The 20,669-nt window shown below is 71.5% G+C and carries 17 protein-coding genes; all 17 read right to left on the bottom strand.

The features are described from left to right. Positions 1-58 precede the first annotated feature (58 nt). Complete coding sequence (locus AB0435_RS06875) at positions 59-1,465, bottom strand: aspartate aminotransferase family protein (protein ID WP_366003847.1); 1,407 nt, start codon at positions 1,463-1,465, stop codon at positions 59-61. Next, on the bottom strand, positions 1,462-3,390 hold the full coding sequence (gene dxs, locus AB0435_RS06870) for a 1-deoxy-D-xylulose-5-phosphate synthase (protein ID WP_366426383.1): 1,929 nt from the start codon (positions 3,388-3,390) through the stop codon (positions 1,462-1,464). Before dxs ends, AB0435_RS06875 begins: the two co-directional genes overlap by 4 nt. An 82-nt stretch (positions 3,391-3,472) precedes the next feature. Continuing rightward, positions 3,473-4,639: a flavodoxin-dependent (E)-4-hydroxy-3-methylbut-2-enyl-diphosphate synthase gene (gene ispG / locus AB0435_RS06865; RefSeq protein WP_366426382.1), complete on the bottom strand. Its 1,167-nt coding sequence runs from the start codon at positions 4,637-4,639 to the stop codon at positions 3,473-3,475. Between the two features lie 5 nt (positions 4,640-4,644). Next, on the bottom strand, positions 4,645-5,667 hold the full coding sequence (hpnH, locus tag AB0435_RS06860; RefSeq protein ID WP_366003850.1) for an adenosyl-hopene transferase HpnH: 1,023 nt from the start codon (positions 5,665-5,667) through the stop codon (positions 4,645-4,647). Between the two features lie 5 nt (positions 5,668-5,672). After that, positions 5,673-6,323, bottom strand: coding sequence for a 1-hydroxy-2-methyl-2-butenyl 4-diphosphate reductase (locus AB0435_RS06855; protein WP_361527171.1), 651 nt, complete (start codon positions 6,321-6,323; stop codon positions 5,673-5,675). Further along, on the bottom strand, positions 6,323-8,326 hold the full coding sequence (gene shc, locus AB0435_RS06850) for a squalene--hopene cyclase (protein WP_366003851.1): 2,004 nt from the start codon (positions 8,324-8,326) through the stop codon (positions 6,323-6,325). Before shc ends, AB0435_RS06855 begins: the two co-directional genes overlap by 1 nt. A 115-nt stretch (positions 8,327-8,441) precedes the next feature. Beyond that, positions 8,442-9,506, bottom strand: coding sequence for a polyprenyl synthetase family protein (locus AB0435_RS06845; protein WP_366003852.1), 1,065 nt, complete (start codon positions 9,504-9,506; stop codon positions 8,442-8,444). A gap of 71 nt (positions 9,507-9,577) precedes the next feature. Next, positions 9,578-11,038, bottom strand: coding sequence for a hydroxysqualene dehydroxylase HpnE (hpnE, locus tag AB0435_RS06840; RefSeq protein WP_366003853.1), 1,461 nt, complete (start codon positions 11,036-11,038; stop codon positions 9,578-9,580). Positions 11,039-11,120: 82 nt separating this feature from the next. Then, entirely contained in the window at positions 11,121-12,071 is a 951-nt protein-coding gene (hpnD, locus tag AB0435_RS06835) for a presqualene diphosphate synthase HpnD (protein WP_366003854.1), read from the bottom strand. Next, positions 12,068-12,934 (bottom strand): squalene synthase HpnC, encoded by an 867-nt coding sequence (gene hpnC / locus AB0435_RS06830; protein ID WP_366003885.1) that lies wholly within the window; start codon positions 12,932-12,934, stop codon positions 12,068-12,070. Before hpnC ends, hpnD begins: the two co-directional genes overlap by 4 nt. 445 nt (positions 12,935-13,379) lie before the next feature. After that, positions 13,380-14,147 carry an ABC transporter ATP-binding protein gene (locus tag AB0435_RS06825; protein WP_301894260.1) on the bottom strand — a complete coding sequence of 256 codons (768 nt, stop codon included), beginning with the start codon at positions 14,145-14,147 and terminating at the stop codon, positions 13,380-13,382. A 25-nt stretch (positions 14,148-14,172) separates the two neighbouring features. Next, positions 14,173-15,117, bottom strand: a complete 945-nt coding sequence (locus tag AB0435_RS06820; RefSeq protein WP_366003856.1) for an ABC transporter permease — start codon at positions 15,115-15,117, stop codon at positions 14,173-14,175. A 78-nt stretch (positions 15,118-15,195) separates the two neighbouring features. After that, positions 15,196-16,092 carry a glycosyltransferase gene (locus tag AB0435_RS06815; RefSeq protein ID WP_366003857.1) on the bottom strand — a complete coding sequence of 299 codons (897 nt, stop codon included), beginning with the start codon at positions 16,090-16,092 and terminating at the stop codon, positions 15,196-15,198. Next, entirely contained in the window at positions 16,089-16,874 is a 786-nt protein-coding gene (locus AB0435_RS06810) for a CDP-alcohol phosphatidyltransferase family protein (RefSeq protein WP_366003858.1), read from the bottom strand. The genes AB0435_RS06815 and AB0435_RS06810 overlap by 4 nt, the downstream gene beginning before the upstream one ends. Beyond that, positions 16,852-17,913, bottom strand: coding sequence for an iron-containing alcohol dehydrogenase family protein (locus AB0435_RS06805; RefSeq protein WP_366003859.1), 1,062 nt, complete (start codon positions 17,911-17,913; stop codon positions 16,852-16,854). Before AB0435_RS06805 ends, AB0435_RS06810 begins: the two co-directional genes overlap by 23 nt. Beyond that, positions 17,901-18,638 (bottom strand): phosphocholine cytidylyltransferase family protein, encoded by a 738-nt coding sequence (locus AB0435_RS06800; RefSeq protein WP_366426381.1) that lies wholly within the window; start codon positions 18,636-18,638, stop codon positions 17,901-17,903. Before AB0435_RS06800 ends, AB0435_RS06805 begins: the two co-directional genes overlap by 13 nt. Further along, the gene (locus AB0435_RS06795) at positions 18,635-20,443 is read right to left on the bottom strand and encodes a DUF5941 domain-containing protein (RefSeq protein WP_366003886.1); all 1,809 of its coding nucleotides are present in this window, start codon (positions 20,441-20,443) and stop codon (positions 18,635-18,637) included. The genes AB0435_RS06800 and AB0435_RS06795 overlap by 4 nt, the downstream gene beginning before the upstream one ends. Positions 20,444-20,669: the final 226 nt, after the last annotated feature.

The raw sequence follows: 20,669 nt of genomic DNA, 5'->3' as shown, positions 1-20,669 counted from the left end.
GCGCTGCCGGTGTGCCGGACGGGCCCCGTGGATCCGTGCCATGCCCCGCGAAGGTTTCTCAGCGGTTCGCCACCGCCTGTTTGACCAACGTCCGCCCGAAGTCCCACATCAGACCGCCGCCCGCGTGGGCGTCGTCCATGACGGCTGTGAACGCGGTCACGAAGCGGTCCACCTCGGGTTCGCCGATGATCAGTGGCGGGATGAGCTTGATGACCTCCAGGTGGTCGCCGGAGACCTGGGTGAGGATGCGGTGCTTCTGGAGCAGCGGGGCCACGACCATCTGGGCGAACAGGCCCTTGCGGGCGGCCTGGAGCATCGCCCAGCGGCTGCGCAGGCCCAGTGAGCGGGGCTTGCCGAACTCGATGCCGATCATCAGGCCGCGGCCGCGCACGTCGTGCAGCAGCTCGTACTTGTCGACCAGCGCCGCCAGCCGCGTCCGCAGCAGGTCGCCCGTGTGCCGGGCGTTGGCCACGATCCGGGCGTCCTCCATGACGGACAGCACCGCGAGGCCCGCGGCCATGGCCTGGGCGTTGGAGCCGAAGCTGGCCGAGTGGACCAGCACCCGGTCCATGGAGGAGTAGACCTTCTTGAAGATCCAGTCCTTGCCGAGGGTCGCGCCGACGGGCACATAACCGCCGGACAGCGCCTTGGCGACGCACACCAGGTCCGGCTCGACGCCCTCCTCGTGCTGGTAGGCGTAGAAGTCGCCGGTGCGGCCGATGCCGGTCTGCACCTCGTCGGCGATGAGCAGGGCCTTGTGCCGGCGCAGCAATTCCTGCGCCTGGCGGAGGAACCCGGGCGGTGGTTCGTGGACGCCCTTGCCCTGGATGGGTTCGACGACGAAGGCGGCCACGTCACCGCGGCGCAGCTCCCTCTCCAGGGCGTCGAGGTCGCCGAGCGGGATCGCGGTGTCGGGCAGCAGCGGGGCGAAGCCGTCACGGAAGCCGTCCTCGCCGTTGACGGACAGCGAGCCCGTCGTCAGGCCGTGGAAGGCGTGCGCGCAGTAGAGGATCCGTGGCCGCCCGGTGGCGTAGCGGGCGAACTTCAGCGCGGTCTCGACGGCTTCGGTGCCGCTGTTGCCGAAGAAGACCCGGTCCAGGTGCGGGGTGTACGACAGCAGCTTCTCGGCGAGGAGGCCGGGCAGCGGCTGGCAGTCGAAGCGGGTGAGGTCGGCGAGCGAGGCGTCGAGGACGTCGTGCAGGGCCTTGCGGACCACGGGGTGGTGGCGGCCGACGCCCATCACCCCGAAGCCGGCGAGCATGTCGAGGTAGTCCTGCCCGTCGGCGTCCCAGAAGTAGGCCCCTTCGGCCCGTTCGTAGACCTTGTCGAAGCCGATGGTGTGCAGCATGCGGGGCAGTTGGTGGTTGAGGTGGCGGGCGTGGAGCTCGTAGCGCTCGCCGCCGCGCTCGGCGAGGAGCCGGGTGAGGTCGAATCCCTTCGCGCCGTCGGTGCCGTCGGGTGTCATGCGTTGTTCTCCTTGTTCTCCTTACAGGCCGGGTCCGCCGCCGCGGCCTCCTTACGGGCCAGGGCGGCGCTGATCCGGCCGGCGATCTCGGCGGGGGTGAGGCCCAGGTCGGCCAGGACCTCGCCGCGCTTGGCGTGGGGCAGGAACTGCTCGGGGATGCCGAAGGTGCGCACGGGGACGTCGGTCTCGGCGTCGCGCAGGGCCTGGGCGACGGCCCAGCCGACGCCGCCGGTGCGGCTGTTGTCCTCGACCACGGCGACGATCCGGTGCCGTTCGGCGAGGGCGGGCAGGGCCGCGTCGACGGGCTTGACCCAGCGTGGGTCGACGACGGTGCAAGGGGTGCCGCGGGCGGCGAGCAGGTCGGCCGCCTGGAGGCAGACCTGGGCCATGGTGCCGACGGCGACGAGCAGCACCTCCGGCTCGGTGGTGCCGGTGCGGGCGATCACGTCCATGCCGCCGACCCGGCCGAGGGCCGGGACGGGCTCGCCCACGGTCTCCTTGGGGAAGCGGATGACGGTCGGGGCGTCGCCGACGTCCATGGCCTCGCGCAGCTGCGCACGGAGCTGGTCGGCGTCGCGGGGCGCGGCGATCCGCAGGCCGGGGACGACCTGGAGGATCGACATGTCCCACATGCCGTTGTGGGAGGCACCGTCGGTGCCGGTGACGCCCGCCCGGTCCAGGACGAAGGTGACACCGCACTTGTGCAGCGCCACGTCCATCAGCACCTGGTCGAAGGCCCGGTTGAGGAAGGTGGCGTACACCGCGAAGACCGGGTGCAGACCACCCGTCGCCAGACCGGCCGCCGACGTCGCCGCGTGCTGCTCCGCGATCCCGACGTCCCACACGCGGTCCGGGTACGCCTCGGCGAACCGGGTCAGGCCCACGGGGTGGAGCATCGCGGCGGTGATCGCCACCACGTCGGGCCGCTCGGCGCCGATCTTGAGCATCTCGTCGCCGAAGACCGAGGTCCAGGACCGGCCGGAGGAGACGGCCAGGGGCTCACCGGTGAGCGAGTTCATCACGCCGACGGTGTGGAAGCGGTCCGCCTCGTCCTCCAGGGCGGGCTTGTAGCCGCGGCCCTTCTCGGTGCGGCAGTGGACGAGGACGGGGCCGTGGAAGCGCTTGGCCCGGCGCAGCGCCGATTCGACGGCCTCGATGTCGTGCCCGTCGATCGGCCCGAGGTACTTCAGTCCGAGGTCCTCGAACATGCCCTGCGGGGCGAAGGCGTCCTTGAAGCCCTTCTTCGCGCCGTGCAGCGATTCGTAGAGCGGCTTGCCCACGACGGGCAGCCCCTGGACGGCGTCCTTGCCCCAGGACAGGAAGCGTTCGTAGCCGTCGGTGGTGCGGAGGGTGGCGAGGTGGTCGGCGAGGCCGCCGATGGTGGGCGCGTAGCTGCGTTCGTTGTCGTTGACGACGATGATCAGCGGCCTGTCGCGGGCGGCGGCTATGTTGTTGAGCGCCTCCCACGCCATGCCTCCGGTGAGGGCGCCGTCGCCGATGACGGCGACGACGTGGCGGTTCCAGCGGCCGAGCACCTGGTTGGCCTTGGCGAGGCCGTCGGCCCAGCCGAGCACGGTGGAGGCGTGGCTGTTCTCGATGACGTCGTGCTCGGACTCGTCGCGCGAGGGATAGCCGGAGAGTCCGCCCTTGCCGCGCAGCTTGGAGAAGTCCTGGCGGCCGGTGAGGAGCTTGTGCACGTACGACTGGTGGCCGGTGTCCCACAGGATGCGGTCGGCCGGGGAGTCGAAGGCGCGGTGCAGTGCGATGGAGAGCTCCACCACGCCGAGGTTGGGTCCGAGATGTCCTCCGGTCCTGGCCACGGCGTGCACCAGGAAGTGGCGGATCTCCTCGGCCAGTTCGGTCAGGTCTTCGCCGTCCAGCGCCTTCAGGTCGCGCGGACCGCGGATGTTCTCCAGCAACGACACGCGAGCCCCCTCCTCTTCTCTCGGCCCCGGGCCGGGCTTGCCGCCTCGGCCCCTGTTTCCCCCCGCGGTACGACGCCGGCGGTCAGCCGACGGTGACGTCGGGCACGCCGGAGGCGACGCCCGCCGCCGCCATGTCCTCGGCGATCTTCATCGCCTCGTCGATCAGCGTCTCCACGATCTTCGACTCGGGGACGGTCCTGACGACCTCGCCCTTGACGAAGATCTGGCCCTTGCCGTTGCCGGAGGCCACACCGAGGTCCGCCTCGCGCGCCTCACCCGGGCCGTTGACCACACAGCCCATCACGGCGACGCGCAGCGGGACCTCCATGCCCTCCAGGCCGGCGGACACCTCGTCCGCCAGCTTGTACACGTCCACCTGCGCGCGGCCGCAGGACGGACACGAGACGATCTCCAGGCGGCGCTCCCGCAGCCCGAGCGACTCCAGGATCTGCATGCCGACCTTGATCTCCTCGGCCGGCGGGGCCGACAGGGAGACGCGGATGGTGTCCCCGATCCCCTCCGAGAGCAACGCCCCGAAGGCGACGGCCGACTTGATGGTGCCCTGGAACGCCGGACCCGCCTCCGTCACGCCGAGGTGGAGGGGGTAGTCGCACTGGGCGGCCAGCTGCCGGTAGGCGTTGACCATGACGACCGGGTCGTTGTGCTTGACCGAGATCTTGATGTCGCGGAAGCCGTGCTCCTCGAAGAGGGACGCCTCCCACAGGGCGGACTCGACCAGCGCCTCCGGAGTGGCCTTGCCGTACTTCTCCAGCAACCGCCGGTCCAGGGAACCGGCGTTGACGCCGATCCGGATCGGGGTGCCCGCGTCCGACGCCGCCTTGGCGATCTCACGCACCTTGTCGTCGAACTGGCGGATGTTGCCCGGATTCACCCGCACCGCCGCACAGCCCGCGTCGATCGCGGCGAAGACGTACTTCGGCTGGAAGTGGATGTCCGCGATGACCGGGATCTGCGACTTCTTCGCGATCACCGGCAGCGCCTCGGCGTCGTCCTGCGAGGGACACGCCACCCGCACGATCTGACAGCCCGCCGCCGTGAGCTCCGCGATCTGCTGGAGCGTGGCGCCGACGTCGGCCGTCACGGTCGTGGTCATCGACTGCACCGACACCGGTGCTCCCCCGCCGACCGCCACCGGCCCGACCTGGATGCGCCGCGAGGTGCGGCGCATCGCGAGCGGCCGGGCCGGCACGCCGGGGAGCCCCAGAGAGACCGGCTCCGAGGATCCCATGGCGGTCAGCTCCGGTTTCCTGCGACGCTCTCGCGGACCGCGCGCAGCGACTCCTTCAGCGATCCCATGGTGGCGAGGACCGCCGTGGGCTCATAGCCGCAGTGCGCCATGCAGTTGTCGCAGCGGGGGTCCTTGCCGCGGCCGTACTTGTCCCAGTCGGTTTCCTCGATCAGCTCCCGGTACGTCGGCACATAGCCGTCGCTCATCAGGTAGCAGGGGCGCTGCCACCCGAAGAGGGAGTAATTGGGGATCGCCCAGGCGGTGCACGGGAAATCGACCTTGCCCTCCAGGAAGTCCAGGAAGAGCGGGCTGTGGTTGAGCCGCCAGCGGGCGCGGTTGCCGCCGGAGAACGCCTTCTTGAAGAGCTCACGGGTCTGCTCGACGCCGAGGAAGTGGTCCTGGTCGGGAGCCTTCTCGTAGGCATAGGCGGGCGAGAGCATCATCTCGTCGACCTGGAGCTCGTCGTTGAGGAAGTCGAGCACGTCGACGATGGTCTGCGGGGTGTCGGTGTTGAAGAAGGTGGAGTTGGTGGTCACCCGGAAGCCACGCCGCTTGGCCTCCTTGATCGCCTCCACCGCCTCGTCGAAGACGCCCTCCTTCGCAACGGACTCGTCGTGCCGCTCCCGCAGCCCGTCGATGTGCACCGCGAACGCGAAATAGGGGGAGGGGGTGAATTTCTCCATCTTCTTGCGCATCAACAACGCGTTGGTGCACAGGAAGACATATTTACGCTTGGCGACCAGCTGCCGGACGATTTCATCGATCTGGGGGTGCATCAAGGGCTCGCCACCGGCGATGGACACCATCGGCGCGCCGGATTCCAGCACGGCACCCACGGCCTGGGCAACGGGCATGCGCTGCTTGAGCACGCCCGCCGGGTGCTGGATCTTGCCGCAGCCCTCGCACTTCAGGTTGCACGCGAAGAGCGGTTCGAGTTCCACGATCAGGGGGAACTTCTCCCGCTTGCGCAGCTTCTGTTCAAAAAGGTAGGTACCCACCCGGATGGACTGACGGAGCGGCATGGCCATCTGGCTCACCTCCTGGGGAGCAGTAAAGATCGGTGCCATTCGATAAATGCGGGAAGGACGGTGCGGAGCACCCGGAAGGCTGATATTCCACCCCGCAACGTCCCGATTCGTACGAGTTCATGTTCTGGAGCGTCCACGACCACCCGGACGGCCGCAACGGGGCGCGGGCCCATCCGCACGGCGCTCCGGAGCGTGGCGGCGGACTCCATGTCCACCGCGATCGCGCCCGCGGCGTGCAGTGCCGAGCGTTCCGCGCCCCGTACGACGTGGTCCGAGCCCACGAGCGGGCCGGTGTGGATGACGCGCTTGGGCACGGCCCGGGCGAGCTCCTTGGCGAGCAGCTCGACGCCGGAGCACTCGGTGCGGCCCTCGCGGTCGTGTGTCTCGTCGGCGACGACCAGGTCCCCGGGGTGCATCCCGGGAGCCAGGCCGGCGCAGAATCCGGTGGCGATCACGGCCGCGTCCCGCATGGCCGTGCCGTCACCGAGCGCTTGCGTGACGGCCTGGTCCGCGGCGTGCGGGCCCATGCCGGTACGCAGGACGGTCACGGGTCCGGCCGCACCGCCGAGGCCGCCGCCGCGCAGGGCGAGGCGCTCGATGCCGAGCGCGCAGGCGATCAGCAGCGGTGCGGACGCAGGACCCGTGCCCGTGGTCATCACGCCTCCCGGCGGTTCGGGGTGAAGGGCTCCCCGTGCACGTAGCGGCCGAGGGCCGTGACGGGGAACACCTGCCGGTAGAGGTGGTAGTTGATGGAGAAGTCCCACGGGAACCCGGTGCCGGTGAAGTACGGCTCGTCCCAGGTGCCGTCCTCGGTCTGGGTCTCCACGAGATACGCGACGCCGCGCTCGACGGCCTTGCTCTCCCGCTCGCCCGCCGACAGCAGGGCCATCAGCGCCCACGCCGTCTGCGAGGGGGTGGAGGCACCGCGCCCGATCCACTCGGGGTCGCGGTAGGAGCGCAGGTCCTCGCCCCAGCCGCCGTCGGCGTTCTGCACGCTCTCCAGCCAGCGCACGGCCCGGCGGACGGCCGGGTGGGAGGCGGGGATGCCCGCGGCGGCCAGGGCGGGCAGCACGGAGCCGGTGCCGTAGACGTAGTTCACGCCCCAGCGGCCGAACCAGGCGCCGTTCTCCTCCTGTTCGGCGAGCAGCCACTCGATGCCGCGCCGGGTGCGCGGGTGGTGCTGCTGCCCGAGGACCGCCAGCATCTCCACCACGTGCGCCGTGACGTCCGCGGACGGCGGGTCGACGACCTCGCCGAAGTCGCAGAACGGCAGCCGGTTGGGGAAGGGGCTGGTGTTGTCGGCGTCGAAGGCCGCCCAGGCGCCGTTCTTCGACTGCATCCCGAGGTTCCAGCGGGCCGCGCGCCGGATCGCGGCCTCGACCCGCGCGGGGTCGGGGTGCGCGACGCGCTTCAGCGCGAGGACCACCTCGGCGGTGTCGTCGATGTCGGGGTAGTTGTCGTTGTGGAACTCGAACGCCCAGCCGCCCGGGGCCAGTTCGGGCCGTCGCACGACCCAGTCGCCGGGCCGGTCGATCTGCTCGTCCAGCATCCAGTCGACGGCCTTGACGAGCGCCGGGTGGTCGGACGGCACCCCGGCGTCGGCCAGGGCGATGGCGGCGAGGCAGGTGTCCCAGACGGGCGACTGGCAAGCCTCGATCATCCGCGAGCCGTCCTCCCGCCAGACGGCGAAACGGTCCAGCGACTCCAGCCCGGCGCGGAGCACGGGGTGGTCGAGGTCGTAGCCGAGGAGGTGGAGGGCGATGACGGAGTAGACCGCGGGTGGCTGGATGCCGCCCCAGCAGCCGTCGTTCTCCTGCCGCTCGATGATCCAGCGGGCGGCCGCGTCGAGCGCCTTGCGGCGCACCCGGCCGAGCGGGAACCTGCGGTACTGGTGGAGCGCCTTGTCCAGGCGCTGGAAGACGCCGTCCCAGCTGGCGAGGGGCGCCTGCGGGCGCGGGGGGTTGGGCCGTGCCGGGTCGGTGTGCAGCTCGTCCAGGGCGAACGGCGCGGGCCGTACGGGGCGCTTGGCCGAGACGACGGTCAGCGGCACGATGGTCTGCCGGGCCCAGCAGCCGAAGTCGTAGATGTTGAGCGGGACCCACTTCGGCAGATACATGATCTCGGGTGGCAGCTCGGGGAGGTCGTCCCACTTCCACCAGCCGAAGAGCGCGAGCCAGATCCGGGTGAAGACGCGGGCGGCCGCGATGCCGCCCTGGGCGCGGATCCACTCGGAGGCGGCGGCCATGTGCGGGGCGTCGGGGGTGTCCCCGGCGAGCCGCAGGGCGACATACGCCTCGACGGTGGCGGAGAGCTCTCCCGGTCCGCCGTGGAAGGTGGCCCAGGTGCCGTCCGGCCGCTGCTCGGACCGGATGAAGAGGGCCGCCGCCCGCGTGGTCTTCTCGTCCTGGATCCCCAGGAACTGACGGAGCAGCAGGTCTTCGGCGTCCATGGTGACGTTGGTCGCCAGGTCGCCCTTCCACCACCCCTCGGCGTCCTGACGGGCCAGGAGGTGTTCCACGGCCCGGGCCGTGGCCCGCTCGGCGGCCGTCGCGACGGTGACCCCGCCGGCCGGGAGCGGGGGTGATGCTGTGGTGCTTTCGTTGGCCGCGGCTGCGCGGGGCGCGAGGGCCCCGGTGCTTCCGTCGGTCGTCGCTGTCATGGTTTCCCCTTTTTGCAGTGATCTTTCTTCTCTGCCGTGCTGGGGGCTCCGTCGGCCGACGCTCCGTCAGGGCGTCGGCCGGCGACTGCGATCTGTCAGATCGGGTGAATGGTGATCATCTCTTTCGTACGACGACGAAGTCGGCGAGCGCGGTCAGCTGCGCGCGGACCTCGGTGGGCATGTCGACTCCGTTGAGCGCCTCGATCGCGGTGGCGTGCTGGCGGCGGGCTTCCTGGGAGGTCCACTCCCGGCCGCCCGCCTCCTCGATCAACGCCGCGCGGCTGGCGAATTCTTCCTCGTCGAAGTCGGCGGACTGGGCGTCGCTGAGCTTGGCGTCAGCGGCGAGGATGTCGGCGAGCCGGGCCGAGGCCGGGCCGCCCGCCGCGAGAGCGGCGACGACCGGGAGCGACTTCTTGCGCTGGCGCAGGTCGCTCCAGGTCTGCTTGCCGGTGGCCTCCGGGTCGCCCCAGATGCCGAGCAGGTCGTCCACGGCCTGGAAGGCGAGGCCGAGGTGGTAGCCGTACGCCTCCAGGGTGTCGGCCGTGCGGTCGTCGGCGCCGCCGAGGACCGCGCCGATGGAGACCGCGCAGGCGAGCAGGGCACCCGTCTTGTTGCCCTCCATCTCCAGGCACTCCTCGACGGTGACCCGCTCGCGGTGCTCGTAGGAGATGTCCTGGGCCTGACCGTCGATCAGCTTGCGGGTGGCGGTGGTCAGACGCCGGGTGGCGCGGCCCGCCTCGACGGTGCCGAGCTCCAGCAGCACCTCGTTCGCGAGCGCGAACAGTGCGTCACCGACCAGGATGGCCTGCTCGGGGCCGTACACCTTCCACACGGTGTCGCGGTGCCTGCGCTGCTCGTCGCCGTCCATCAGGTCGTCGTGGAGCAGCGAGAAGTTGTGCACGAGCTCCACTGCGACGGCGCCGGGGATGCCCACCTCGGGACGGGCGCCCGCGGCCTCGGCCGAGAGCAGGGCGAGAGCGGGACGTACGGCCTTGCCGCCGTCGCCGTGCGCCGGCCGGCCCTCGGCGTCGATCCAGCCGAAGTGATAGGCGGCGACGGTGTCCATGGGCGGCGCGAGCCGGTTCACGGCAGCACGCAGCACCGGCGTGGCAAGCGTCCGTCCGCGCTCCAGCAGGGCGTTGACGCCTGCGGTGTCGACAGCTGGGATCGCCGAAGTCACGGTCTCTCCTCTGGTGGTCGTGCTCGTGCGCGCCCCTTCGCGGGGCGGCACGCCTGGGTGGCTCGCCTCGTTCATGCCGCCTCCCACAAGGGGTTCCGGCGGGGTAGGCCGAGCTCGGAGAGTGCCGCGCCGACGGCGTCGACACCGCTGCGCACCGCGCCCTCCATGGTCGCGGGCCAGCCGGTGGCGGTCCACGCACCGGCCAGCCAGAGGCCGGGCGCGTTCGTGGGGGCGTGCGGCCGCAGCCGGCCGACGCCCGGAGTGGGGGCGAACGTCGCTGTCCGCTCCCGGGTCACGAAGAAGTCCCGTACGCCGGCGCCGCGTGCCGCGGGCAACAGGCGCTCCAGCTCGGGAAGATAGCGCTCGCGGAGCTCGGCGACGGGCCGGTCGATGTCGTCGTACGCGGCCGACTGGGAGATGGCCAGGTACTGGCCGCCGTCGGCGCGGGCGCCGAGTCCGGAGGAGTCCGTGCGGTCGAAGACCCACTGCACCGGCGAGCCGAGCGCCGTGAAGAACGGCTGGCGCAGAACTTTGCGGTCGTATACGACGTGGAGGTTGAGGATCGGCGCGGTGCCGATGTCCAGCAGCCGGTCGGGGTCGTCGAGCGCGCCCTCGGGCAGCAGGCCGTGGGCCTCGCGCTGGGGCACGGCGAGCACGACGGTGGCGGCGGCGAGCCGCTCGGCGCCGCCCGGTCCGGCCTCGATGTCGACGTGCCAGCCGCCGTCCTCGCCCCGGGTGATCGCGGTGGCGCGGGTGCGCAGCTCGGTGCGCACGCCGGCCTTGTCGAGAGCGGCGCGGGCGCGGACGTCGTGCAGCTCGCCGAGCGGTACGCGGGCCCAGCCGATGTCGGCGGCGCCCGGCTCGGACAGCAGCCCGGTCTTGAAGACCTTGGCGGCCAGGCCCAGCGAGGACCGGTCGGCGGTGGCGTTGAGCGTGGCGACGCCGACGAGGTCCCACAGGGCCTCGATCGCGCGGTCCGACTGGCCGTGGCGGTGCAGCCAGCTCGCGAAGTCCTCGCCGTCCAGGGCGGGGTCGTCGAGGTCGAGGCCGCCGAGGGCCAGCGCGGCGCGCCCCACCTTGGCCCGCTCGGCGAGCGAGAGGTGCGGGTAGGTGGCGAGGCTCGCGGCGAGGTGCAGGGGCACGGGCAGCTGCGCGCGGCGCAGCCGGCCGAGGCGCGGCCGCCCGGAGGGGTGGCCGACATCCAGCACCGGGACGTCCAGCCGCTGTTGCAGCGGGGCGAGTTCGGCGGCGTCGACGCGGTCGAGGAACCACCGGTAGGCGGTGCAGCAGCGCAGGTAGACGTGCTGTCCGTTGTCGATCGTCAGTTCACCACGACGGAAGGAGAAGGCGAGCCCGCCCAGCCGGGGGCGGCCCTCGACGAGGGTGACCCGCAGCCCGGCGTCGGCGAGTCCGAGCGCGGCGGTGACGCCGGCGAGGCCGCCGCCGACGACCACCGCGGCCGCGCCCACGGGGCGGCCCTCCGCGTCCGAGCGCTGCCGCTCGGATCTCGTCGTCGTCCGTGGAGCCGTCATGCGCCCACCCCCTCGGCTGCTGTCAGTGACGTGTGCGATCGCCGGAGGGTTGCACACCGCCCACCGGTGGGAGTAGGGCGCATCAAGTGCGCCCCCCGGCGGTCCGCCGGTCGACGCCACGGGCGTCGAGGCCGGACAGGCCGCGCACGGCGACATAGACCTTCTCGCGCCCCGGGAGCGAGACCCGGCCGCGCAGCACCGCCTCGGGGTCCTGGGCGATGCGGTCCAGGAGTCTGCGGTAGATACCCGACATGGCGGCGACGCAGGCGCCGCTGCGCCGGTCGAGCATGGGCAGCAGCTTGGTGCCCTCGGCGAACAGCGCGCGGGCGCGCCGCACTTCGAAGTGCACCAGCCCCGTGAAGTCGGATCCGGCGGGCGGCCGCACGGAGTGGAAGCCCGCGGAGCAGCCGAACTTGGCGAGGTCGTCGGAGGGCAGATAGGTGCGGCCGTTGGCCGCGTCCTCGCGGACGTCGCGCAGGATGTTGGTCAGCTGGAGCGCGAGCCCGAGCGTGTCCGCATACTCCGCGGCGCGCGCGGCGTCCCGTGCGCCGGGCACGGTGCCGAACACCCCGAGCGAGAGCCGTCCGATGGCGCCCGCGACACAGCGGCAGTACGCCGCGAGGTCGTCCCACGTCTCATAGGTCTCCCCGCGCACATCCATCTGCACGCCGTCGATGAGCTCGTCGAGCCCGCCGAGCGGGATCGGGAAGCGCCGCGCGGCATGGGTGAGCGCGACGGCCACCGGGTCGGTGTCGTCCTCCTCGACCTTGCCCTCCCTGATGCGGGCGAGCAGGGCCCGGGTCTCCTCGAGCCGGTGCCGCTTCGATTCCGCGTCCAGTGGGCCGTCGCCGATGTCGTCGACCCGCCGCGAGAAGGCGTACAGCGCCGACATGGCGCGCCGCTTGGCGGTCGGCAGAAGCCTGATGCCGTAGCTGAAGTTACCGGCCTGCTGTCCGGTGACTGCCTCGCAGTAGCTGTACGCGGCGAGTACCGGCGCGGACGCGTCTGGCGATCCGTTCACGGTCCCGCTCACCCCTCTCTTCGCAGTGTCGCTCCCACCTCGCGCAGCAGGCTGAGCTTGGTGGGCTTGGGCGGTCCCGGCAGTACGTCGTATCCCGCGGCGGAAACCGCTCTGAGCGCGGCCCTCCCCCCGCCCACGAACCCCGCGAGCAACAGCTTCAACCTGCCGTGGACGCTACCCACCAGGGGGGTGCCTTCATTCAGCAGTTCCCCGGCGCGTTCCGCCTCGTACGCGACCAGGGCGCGCAACGACGCGCCGCTGGTGGGACGGGCGAGGTCGGCCTCGCCGACGCGGAAGCGTTTCATGTCCTCGGCCGGGAGATAGACGCGGTCGCGCCCGAGATCCTCGGCGACGTCCTGCAGGTGTTCGACGATCTGCAGAGCTGTGCAGACCGCGTCCGAGCGGCGGATCCGCTCGGGGCTTGCGGTGCCGGTGATGCCCAGGACCAGGCGACCGACGGGATTGGCGGACAGCTCGCAGTAGGCGAGCAGGTCCTGGTAGGTGGCGTAGCGGCGGACGCGCTGGTCCTGGCGGTTCGCCTCGATCAGGCCCAGGAAGGGCTCCGGGGTCAGGCCGCACCGGCGGACGGTGGGCCGCAGACGGAGCAGCAGGGGGTGGCGCGGTCCCGTGCCGGAGCGGTCGAAGACCCGGTGCAGGTCGGCCTCGAAGGCGTCGAGCATGGCGGGACGGTCGTCGGACTGCTCGCGGTGGAGGCCGAGCAGTTCGGCGTCGCGGCCGCCGGGGGCGAGATCGCCGTCACCGATGTCGTCCACGAGTCTGGCGAAACCGTAGACGGCCATGAGATCGTCCCGCCAGGCGCGCGGCACGAAGAAGGGCGCCACGGGGAAGTTCTCGTGCGCGGCCTTGTCGAGCACGGCGCGCTCGTGCGCGTCCGTCCCCGCCGTCACCGCGGGCTGCCCGGACCGGGGACGGCGGACACGCCTCGGAGCTGGAGAGTTCCCGTAGCCATTGCCGTCACATCTCCCGTTCTACACTGCCGACCCAGAACATCCCATTTCGGACACGCCGCAGGGCAGGCCCTCCCCCTGCTCCCCCTCGGCACCTCCCGCTGACCACCCGCGGAGCCATCTCCGCGGACGGAGATACACCGGTATCGCCCTGCTTCTCCGCAAATCAGCACGGTACAGCGTACGCCGTACAGGTGTCCGACGCGCGCCCGGGTAGGTGCTTGATCCATACAATGCCACGTGGCGAACGAATCAACCCTGTCAATAAGTGAGTTGATCGTTACGGAAAGGTCAAGGCCCCCGCCGAACGCGTCACAGCGGGGGCCTCGGGGGCGTTGCCGGTCCCGCCGGACTAGCGGGCCGTCTCCTTCTCGTAGGCCCGTACGACTTCCTCCGTGGGTCCGTCCATGAGCAGCTGGCCGTGTTCGAGCCAGAGCACGCGGTCGCAGGTGTCGCGGATGGACCGGTTGTTGTGGCTCACGAGGAAGACGGTGCCGGCGTCCTTGCGCAGCTCGCGGACGCGGGCCTCGGAGCGCTTCTGGAAGGACCGGTCGCCGGTGGCCAGCGCCTCGTCGATCATCAGCACGTCGTGGTCCTTGGCCGCCGCGATGGAGAACCGCAGGCGGGCCGCCATGCCGGAGGAGTAGGTGCGCATGGGCAGGGTGATGAAGTCGCCCTTCTCGTTGATGCCCGAGAAGTCGACGATCTCCTGGTAGCGCTCGCGGATCTGCTCCCGGCTCATGCCCATCGCCAGGCCGCCGAGCATCACGTTCTTCTCGCCGGTGAGGTCGTTCATCATGGCCGCGTTGACGCCCAGCAGCGAGGGCTGGCCGTCGGTGTAGACCTTGCCGCGCTCGGTGGGCAGCAGTCCGGCGATCGCCTTCAGGAGGGTCGACTTGCCGGAGCCGTTGGACCCGATCAGGCCGATCGCCTCCCCGCGGTAGGCGGTGAAGCTCACACCCTTGACGGCGTGCACCTCGCGCACGCCCGCGTTGGGCTTGCGCCGGACGAGCCGGTTGAGGGCCGCGGTGGCGCTGCCCCGGCCCGTGTTGCCGCCGTAGACGCGGTAGACGATGTGCACGTCGTCCGCGATCACGGTCGGCACCTGGGAGGTCGACATGGGCGCCTTCGCGACGCTGTTCTGCTCAGCCACGGCCGTACTGCTCCTCAGCCTTCCAGAAGAACACGAAGCCCCCGATGCCGATCAGCAGCGACCAGCCGACGGCCAGCGCCCACACGTGCGGCGGCAGGTCGATGTGCTTGTGCGCGGCGTGGCCGCTGATCAGGGAGGAACGCATCAGGTTGATGAAGACGGCCGCCGGGTTCGCGCTCAGCACGTCGATGAGCCACCCCGGGGAGTGCTGCTTCTTGAGCGCCTCGACCAGGTTGTACATCACGCCGGACGCGTACATCCACGTACGCAGGATGAACGGCAGCAGCTGTGCCAGGTCGGGGGTCTTGCTGCCCAGGCGGGCCAGGACCATCGCCAGGCCGGTGTTGAAGACGAACTGCAGCGCCAGGATCGGGACGATCAGCAGCCAGGACAGCTGCGGGGTGTGCCCGAACCCGAGCAGGAAGGCGAAGAGCACCACCATCGAGAACATCAGCTGCTGGAGCTGCTGGAGCGCGAAGGAGATGGGCAGCGCCGCCCGCGGGAAGTGCAGGGCCCGCACCAGCCCCAGATTGCCGGAGATCGACCGGACGCCCGACATCGCCGAGCTCTGGGTGAAGGTGAAGACGAAGATGCCCGTCACGAGGAACGGGATGTACGTCTTGATGCCCATGCCCTTGCTCTGGCCCATCAACAGGCCGAAGATCAGGAAGTACACCGTGGCGTTCAGCAGCGGGGTCGCCACCTGCCACACCTGACCCAGCTTGGCCTGGCTGTACTGAGCGGTCAGCTTGGCGCGGGAGAAGGCGACGACGAAGTGCCGTCGGTCCCACAGCTGCCGCGCGTACTCCACCAGCCCGGGCCGGGCACCGCTCACCGCGAGGCCGTACTTCTGGGCCAGCTCGGCGGCGGAGAGTCCGTCGTCGGGTGATGGCGGGGCACTCATGGCGACCGCACCGTCGTGCGTTGTCTCGCTCACAGTTGACACTTTCGTCCTCAAGGTGCGCTCCCGGGGCCGGGCCCCGGGTCGCGCCTGATGCTCATCGACAAGAGCTTGTCAGATCACGGGAGGGCGACCCAGTCGGGTCAGGCGCCACACGGTACGCCACTTCATGGGACGGCGTGGACCGCACGGCGTCGACCAGCCCTCCCGGAAGCCGCCGAACCAGGCGCGCAGCGCGGGCGGCGAGGGCCGCCGCGCCAGCGTCAGCAGCAGCCACACCCCGACGTAGACCGGGACGAGGGGCGCGGGCAGATTGCGCCGCGCCAGCCACACCCGGTTGCGGGCGACCATCCGGTGGTAGACCGCGTGCCGGCTCGGGGCCGTCGTCGGGTGGTGGAGCACCATGTCCGCGCGGTAGTCGATCATCCAGCCCGCGTCGAGGGCCCGCCAGGCGAGGTCGGTCTCCTCGTGCGCGTAGAAGAAGTCGTCGGGCAGCCCGCCGACCTCGGCGAAGACCCGGGTACGGGCGGCGTTGGCGCCCCCGAGGAAGGTCGTCACCCGCGAGGACCGCAAGGGGTCCGAGGCGCGCAGCCGGGGTACGTGGCGGCGCTGGGTGACCCCGGTGTCGGGGTCGGCGATGCGGAAGCTGATGATGCCCAGCCGCGGGTCGTCGGTGAAGGCCCGCCGGCACAGCTCGGCGGTGTCCTGGCCGGGGAGCAGTCCGTCGTCGTCCAGGAAGAGCAGCACGTCGACGTCGCGCCCGGCGGGGCCGAACGCCTCGATGCCGACGTTGCGCCCGGCCGGGATGCCGACGTTCTCGGACAGCTCCACCGTCCGCACGGTGAGTCCGGGCACGGCGAGCGGGGGCAGCGGGGAGCCGTTGCCGACGACGACGACCTCGATCGGGTCGCCGTCCTGCTTGGCCACGGACTCCAGCAGCGCGCGCAGCTCGGCGGGGCGGTTGCCCATGGTGAGGACGACCGCCCCGACCTTCAGTGAGGGGGCACTCATTTGAGCCTGCTCGAAGCGAGGATGGACACGAGGTGCAGCACAGTCTGCAGGACGGCGACGGCCGCGAGCAGGACGACCGCGATCCGGGTGAACAACAGGTCGTGATGGAAGAAGTCCGCGATGCCGGCGACCAGGATCAGCAGCGACGCCTCGACGCCGCCGACGAGCCGGTGGAACTTCAGCGCGGCCGCGGCCTTGCGGGCCAGCGCCATGCCGGACGAGCGGGGCGTGGCCGCGGAGTCCTCCACGGCCGTCATGCCGCTGCGGGCGCGGGCCACGTCGACCAGGTCCGTCTCGGCCTTGATCAGGATCGCGCCGAGCGCAGCCACCGTGCCGAGGAACGCCCACTGCCACTGGGTGGCGGCGCCGTCCTTGTGGAAGACGTCCGCCGCGCGGATGCCGAAACCCACCAGAAGAGCGGCCTCGGAGAGGTAGTGACCCACCCGGTCGAGGTAGACGCCGGTCGTCGAGGTGACCTTGCGCCAGCGCGCGAGCTCGCCGTCGACGCAGTCCAGCAGCAGGTACAGCTGGATGAGCAGCATGCCCAGGACCGCGCCGGTGAGGCCCGGCACCAGCAGGGCCGCGCCCGCCGCCACCCCGGCGAGGATCATCAGGCCGGTGTACTGGTTCGGCGTGAGCCTGCTGTTCAGCAGCACCCGGGTGCAGCGCAGCGAGACCTCGCGCATGTACAGGCGCCCGGCCCAGTGCTCACCGCTGCGCCGGTCCTTGAGGCCGCCGGGGTGAACGACCGGACGGAGTTCAGCTAGTGACGGTTTTGGCATAGTCGGCGTAAGCGTCCCTGATCTGGTCGGTGGAGAGGTCGAGGTGCTCCAGGATCGTGTAGCGCCCGGGGCGGGTCTGCGGGGCGAACTCCACGGCCTTGACGAACTCCTCGGTGCTGAAGCCGATCTCCTGCGGCAGCACCGGCAGCCCGTGGCGGCGCAGCACCTCGACCATCAGCGCGGACTCCGCGCGGGCTCCGCGCAGGTACATCGCGAAGGCGGCGCCGAGGCCGCACTGCTCGCCGTGGCTGGCGGCCCGCTTGGGGTAGAGCAGGTCGAAGGCGTGGTTGATCTCGTGGCAGGCGCCCGAGGCGGGGCGGCTGTCGCCGGCCACCGACATCGAGATGCCGGTGAGGACCAGGCCCTCGGCCAGCACCTGGAGGAAGCCGTCGTCGCCGACGCCGCCGGGGTGGCGCAGCACGGCCTCGCCGGCCTGCCGGGCCATGGCGGCGGCCAGGCCGTCGATCGACTCGCCCGTCTCGCGGTGGGAGAGCTCCCAGTCCGCGACGGACGAGATGTTGGAGATCGCGTCGCCGATGCCGGACCGGACGAACCGGGCCGGGGCCTCGCGGATGACGTCGAGGTCGATGACGACGGCGATGGGGTTGGGCACCCCGTAGGAGCCGCGGCCCGCGTCGTTGTCGAGGGTGGCGACCGGCGAGCAGAGGCCGTCGTGCGACAGGTTGGTCGCGACGGCCACCAGCGGCAGGCCGACCCGCGCGGCGGCGTACTTCGCGCAGTCGATGATCTTGCCGCCGCCGAGGCCCACGACCGCGTCGTAGTGCCCCTTCTTCATGGCGTCGCCGAGCTTGATCGCGTCGTCCAGCGTGCCGCCGCCGACCTCGTACCAGGTGGCGCCGGGCAGCGCCGGGGCGAGCCGCTCGCGCAGCACCGCCCCGGAGCCGCCGCTGATGGCGATGGCCAGCTTGCCGGAGCTGGAGATCCGCTGGTCGGCGAGGACACCGGCCAGGTCGTCCAGCGCTCCGGCGCGGATGTCGACGACGACCGGCGAGGGGATGAGCCTCGTCAGTACTGGCACGCGATCTCCCTGCCCTTGGCGAGGTCGTCGTGGTTGTCGATCTCGACCCACTTGACGTCGCCGATGGGCGCCACGTCGATCTTGAAGCCGCAGTTGACGAGCTCCTGGTAGCCGTCCTCGTAGTAGAGGTCGGGGTCACGCTCGAAGGTGACCTTGAGGGCGTCCGCCAGGTCGGCGGCGGCCTCGCCCTCGATCAGGGTGACGCCGATGTACTCACCGGTGGCCTCGGCCGGGTCCATCAGCTTGGTGATGCGCTGGACGCCCTTGTCGGGGTCCACGACGACCTTCATCTCCTCGTCGGCGAGCTGCTTCACCGTGTCGAGGGCGAGGATGATCTTCTGGCCGTCGCCGCGGGCGGCGAGCAGGGTCTTCTCGACGGAGACCGGGTGCACGGTGTCGCCGTTGGCGAGGATCACATCGTGCTTGAGGGCGTCACGGCCGCACCACAGGGAGTAGGCGTTGTTCCACTCCTCGGCCTTGTCGTTGTCGATCAGGGTGAGCTTGAGGCCGTACTTGGCCTCAAGCGCCTCCTTGCGCGCGTACACGGCTTCCTTGCGGTAACCGACGATGATCGCGACCTCGGTCAGGCCGATCTCGGCGAAGTTGCCGAGGGTGAGGTCGAGGATAGTCGTGTCGCCGTCCACCGGCACCAGGGCCTTGGGCAGAGTGTCGGTGTAGGGACGCAGACGCCGTCCGGCGCCGGCGGCCAGCACGAGGCCGATCATGCGGGTTCTCCTGATTCGTCGTGTACTGCGGGCGCCCCGGAGGACACCCAGAAGCGGATGCTCTCGATGAGCACCGTGAGCGCGATGGCGGTCGCGAGGACCGTCAGCGCGATCGTGAAACCTTGGTCGTGCCACAGGGCGGCGGCGATCGAGACCGCCAGGATCCGTCCCTCGTGCCCGCCGATCGCCCGCACCAGCCAGTGCGGGGGCGCCCCGGTGCCACCGCGGATGCGGTACACCGTGTCGTAGTGATGGTAGGCGACCGCGGCCACCAGGCCGAAAGCCGCGGGCAGGGCGCCGGGGACGCCGGAGGTGGCGGCGAGGGCGAGGATCATGCCGTACTCGGCGGCCCGGAACACCGGCGGTACGAGCCAGTCGAGGGGGCCCTTGAGCGGGTGGGTGACGGCCACCCCGGCGAGGATCGCGTAGACGACGGCCTGCGGCACGGCCCGCCAGGTGCCCACCGTGTGCGCGACCAGCGGCCAGACGAAGAGCGCGGCGGTGCCGAGCAGCGCCCAGTAGGGGGCGCTGTAGGTGCCGGCGGCCATCGTCCGGCCGAGCGTGCGGCTCGCGAGCCGGGCGAGGGGCCCGGAGTCGGCGAGGTCGGCGAGCGCCTGGGCGGCGCGGTCGGTGCGGCGGGCCTTGCGGGTCAGGGAGCGCAGCACGCGGCCCGCGGTGGTGTAGCAGGCGGCCAGCGCGCAGCCGATGAGCAGGGCGTAGAAGACGACGCGGGGCGTGGTGAGGGCGGTGAGGACCGCGATCATCGCCCAGCGCTCGCCGATGGGCAGCACGATCATGCGGCGGGCCCAGACCGTCCAGCCGACGCTGTCGAGCCGGTCGGAGAGGGCGGCGGTGGGGCTGGTGTTGGCCGCGGCGTCGTGGTTGGCCTCGTTGAAGGAGAAGTCGACGACGTGGCGGCAGGTCTGGAGGACCATCGCGCCCAGCGCGAGCGCCCAGACGTCGTCGGTGCCGCCGCCGCGGGCCGCGCCGACGGCGAGGCCCGCGTAATAGGCGTACTCCTTCGCGCGGTCGAAGGTCGCGTCGAGCCAGGCGCCGAGCGTGGAGTACTGCAGGGAGTAGCGGGCGAGCTGGCCGTCCGTGCAGTCCAGGACGAAGGAGAAGAGGAGCAGCACACCCGCGGCGACGAAGCCGGGCCGGGTGCCGGTGGCCGCGCAGCCCGCCGCGATCAGCGCGGTGAGCAGCGAGGCGGTGGTGACCTGGTTGGGGGTCAAACCGCGGCGGGCGCACCAGCGCGCGAGGTAGCGGGAGTACGGGCTGATGAAGAAGGTGGTGAAGAAGCCGTCGCGGGACTTCACGGCGGAGCGCAGCCGTACGGCCTCGTCGTCGACGGCCCGGACGTCGGCCTCGGCCTTGGCCCGGATGTCGGCGTCGGCCGGCACGGTGGCGACCAGGACGCCGAGGTCGGGGCGGTGCAGGCCGACGCCCTCGGCCTCCAGCCGGTGGGCGAGGGCGTCGGGCAGGACGGCCCCGGAGCCGTCGTCCGGCGCGGCCGCTCCGGTGACCGCGCGCGTCAGGGCGGCGCGGGCCTCGGGCCGCGCTGTCAGCGCGCCCTCGACCGCGGCGGCGGGGAAGCGGGGGTCGGTGAGCGCCAGCCGCAGGGCGTGGACGTGGCCCACGAAGCGGGCGTCGACGAGCGCGACCCGCTCGTCGGCGGGTACGGCGGCGAGCTCGGTGGTGACGGCGGCGGCGTCAGCGGCCGCTCGTACGCCGAAGCCCAGGGACCGCAGGTCGTCCTCCAGGGAGGAGCCGACGGGCGGCGAACCGGTGACGATGGCGGTCGACAGACGAACTCACTCCTTGGAAGCGGATGCGGCCGCCTCGGTCCGCGGGGCGTCCGGGCAGCGGGCGTGGCACGCGCCGGCCTTACGGGGGCGGGCGGCGTGCGGGCACGTCGGCAGAGGCTATCGGATCAACGGAAGGCGCCGTTCACCGCACGTGTGCCGGGGCTTCCCGACACTGACTGGACGCTCGGGCCGCCTGTGGGGTTCCGGGAGGCGTGCGGAAAGGGGC

Origin of the sequence: Streptomyces sp. NPDC051173 (genome assembly GCF_040689515.1) — a bacterium.
Lineage (GTDB): Bacteria > Actinomycetota > Actinomycetes > Streptomycetales > Streptomycetaceae > Streptomyces.
The sequence above is the reverse complement of the archived record's forward strand: the minus strand, read 5'-3'. Positions and strand labels throughout refer to the sequence as shown.

Coding starts and splice junctions, on each gene's coding strand:
- AB0435_RS06815 (WP_366003857.1), bottom strand. CDS start 16,092: ATGAGTGCCCCCTCACTGAAGGTCGGGGCGGTCGTCCTCACCATGGGC.
- AB0435_RS06825 (WP_301894260.1), bottom strand. CDS start 14,147: ATGTCGACCTCCCAGGTGCCGACCGTGATCGCGGACGACGTGCACATC.
- AB0435_RS06810 (WP_366003858.1), bottom strand. CDS start 16,874: ATGCCAAAACCGTCACTAGCTGAACTCCGTCCGGTCGTTCACCCCGGC.
- hpnE (WP_366003853.1), bottom strand. CDS start 11,038: ATGACGGCTCCACGGACGACGACGAGATCCGAGCGGCAGCGCTCGGAC.
- AB0435_RS06855 (WP_361527171.1), bottom strand. CDS start 6,323: ATGACCACGGGCACGGGTCCTGCGTCCGCACCGCTGCTGATCGCCTGC.
- hpnH (WP_366003850.1), bottom strand. CDS start 5,667: ATGGCCATGCCGCTCCGTCAGTCCATCCGGGTGGGTACCTACCTTTTT.
- shc (WP_366003851.1), bottom strand. CDS start 8,326: ATGACAGCGACGACCGACGGAAGCACCGGGGCCCTCGCGCCCCGCGCA.
- ispG (WP_366426382.1), bottom strand. CDS start 4,639: ATGGGATCCTCGGAGCCGGTCTCTCTGGGGCTCCCCGGCGTGCCGGCC.
- AB0435_RS06800 (WP_366426381.1), bottom strand. CDS start 18,638: ATGATCGGCCTCGTGCTGGCCGCCGGCGCCGGACGGCGTCTGCGTCCC.
- AB0435_RS06875 (WP_366003847.1), bottom strand. CDS start 1,465: ATGACACCCGACGGCACCGACGGCGCGAAGGGATTCGACCTCACCCGG.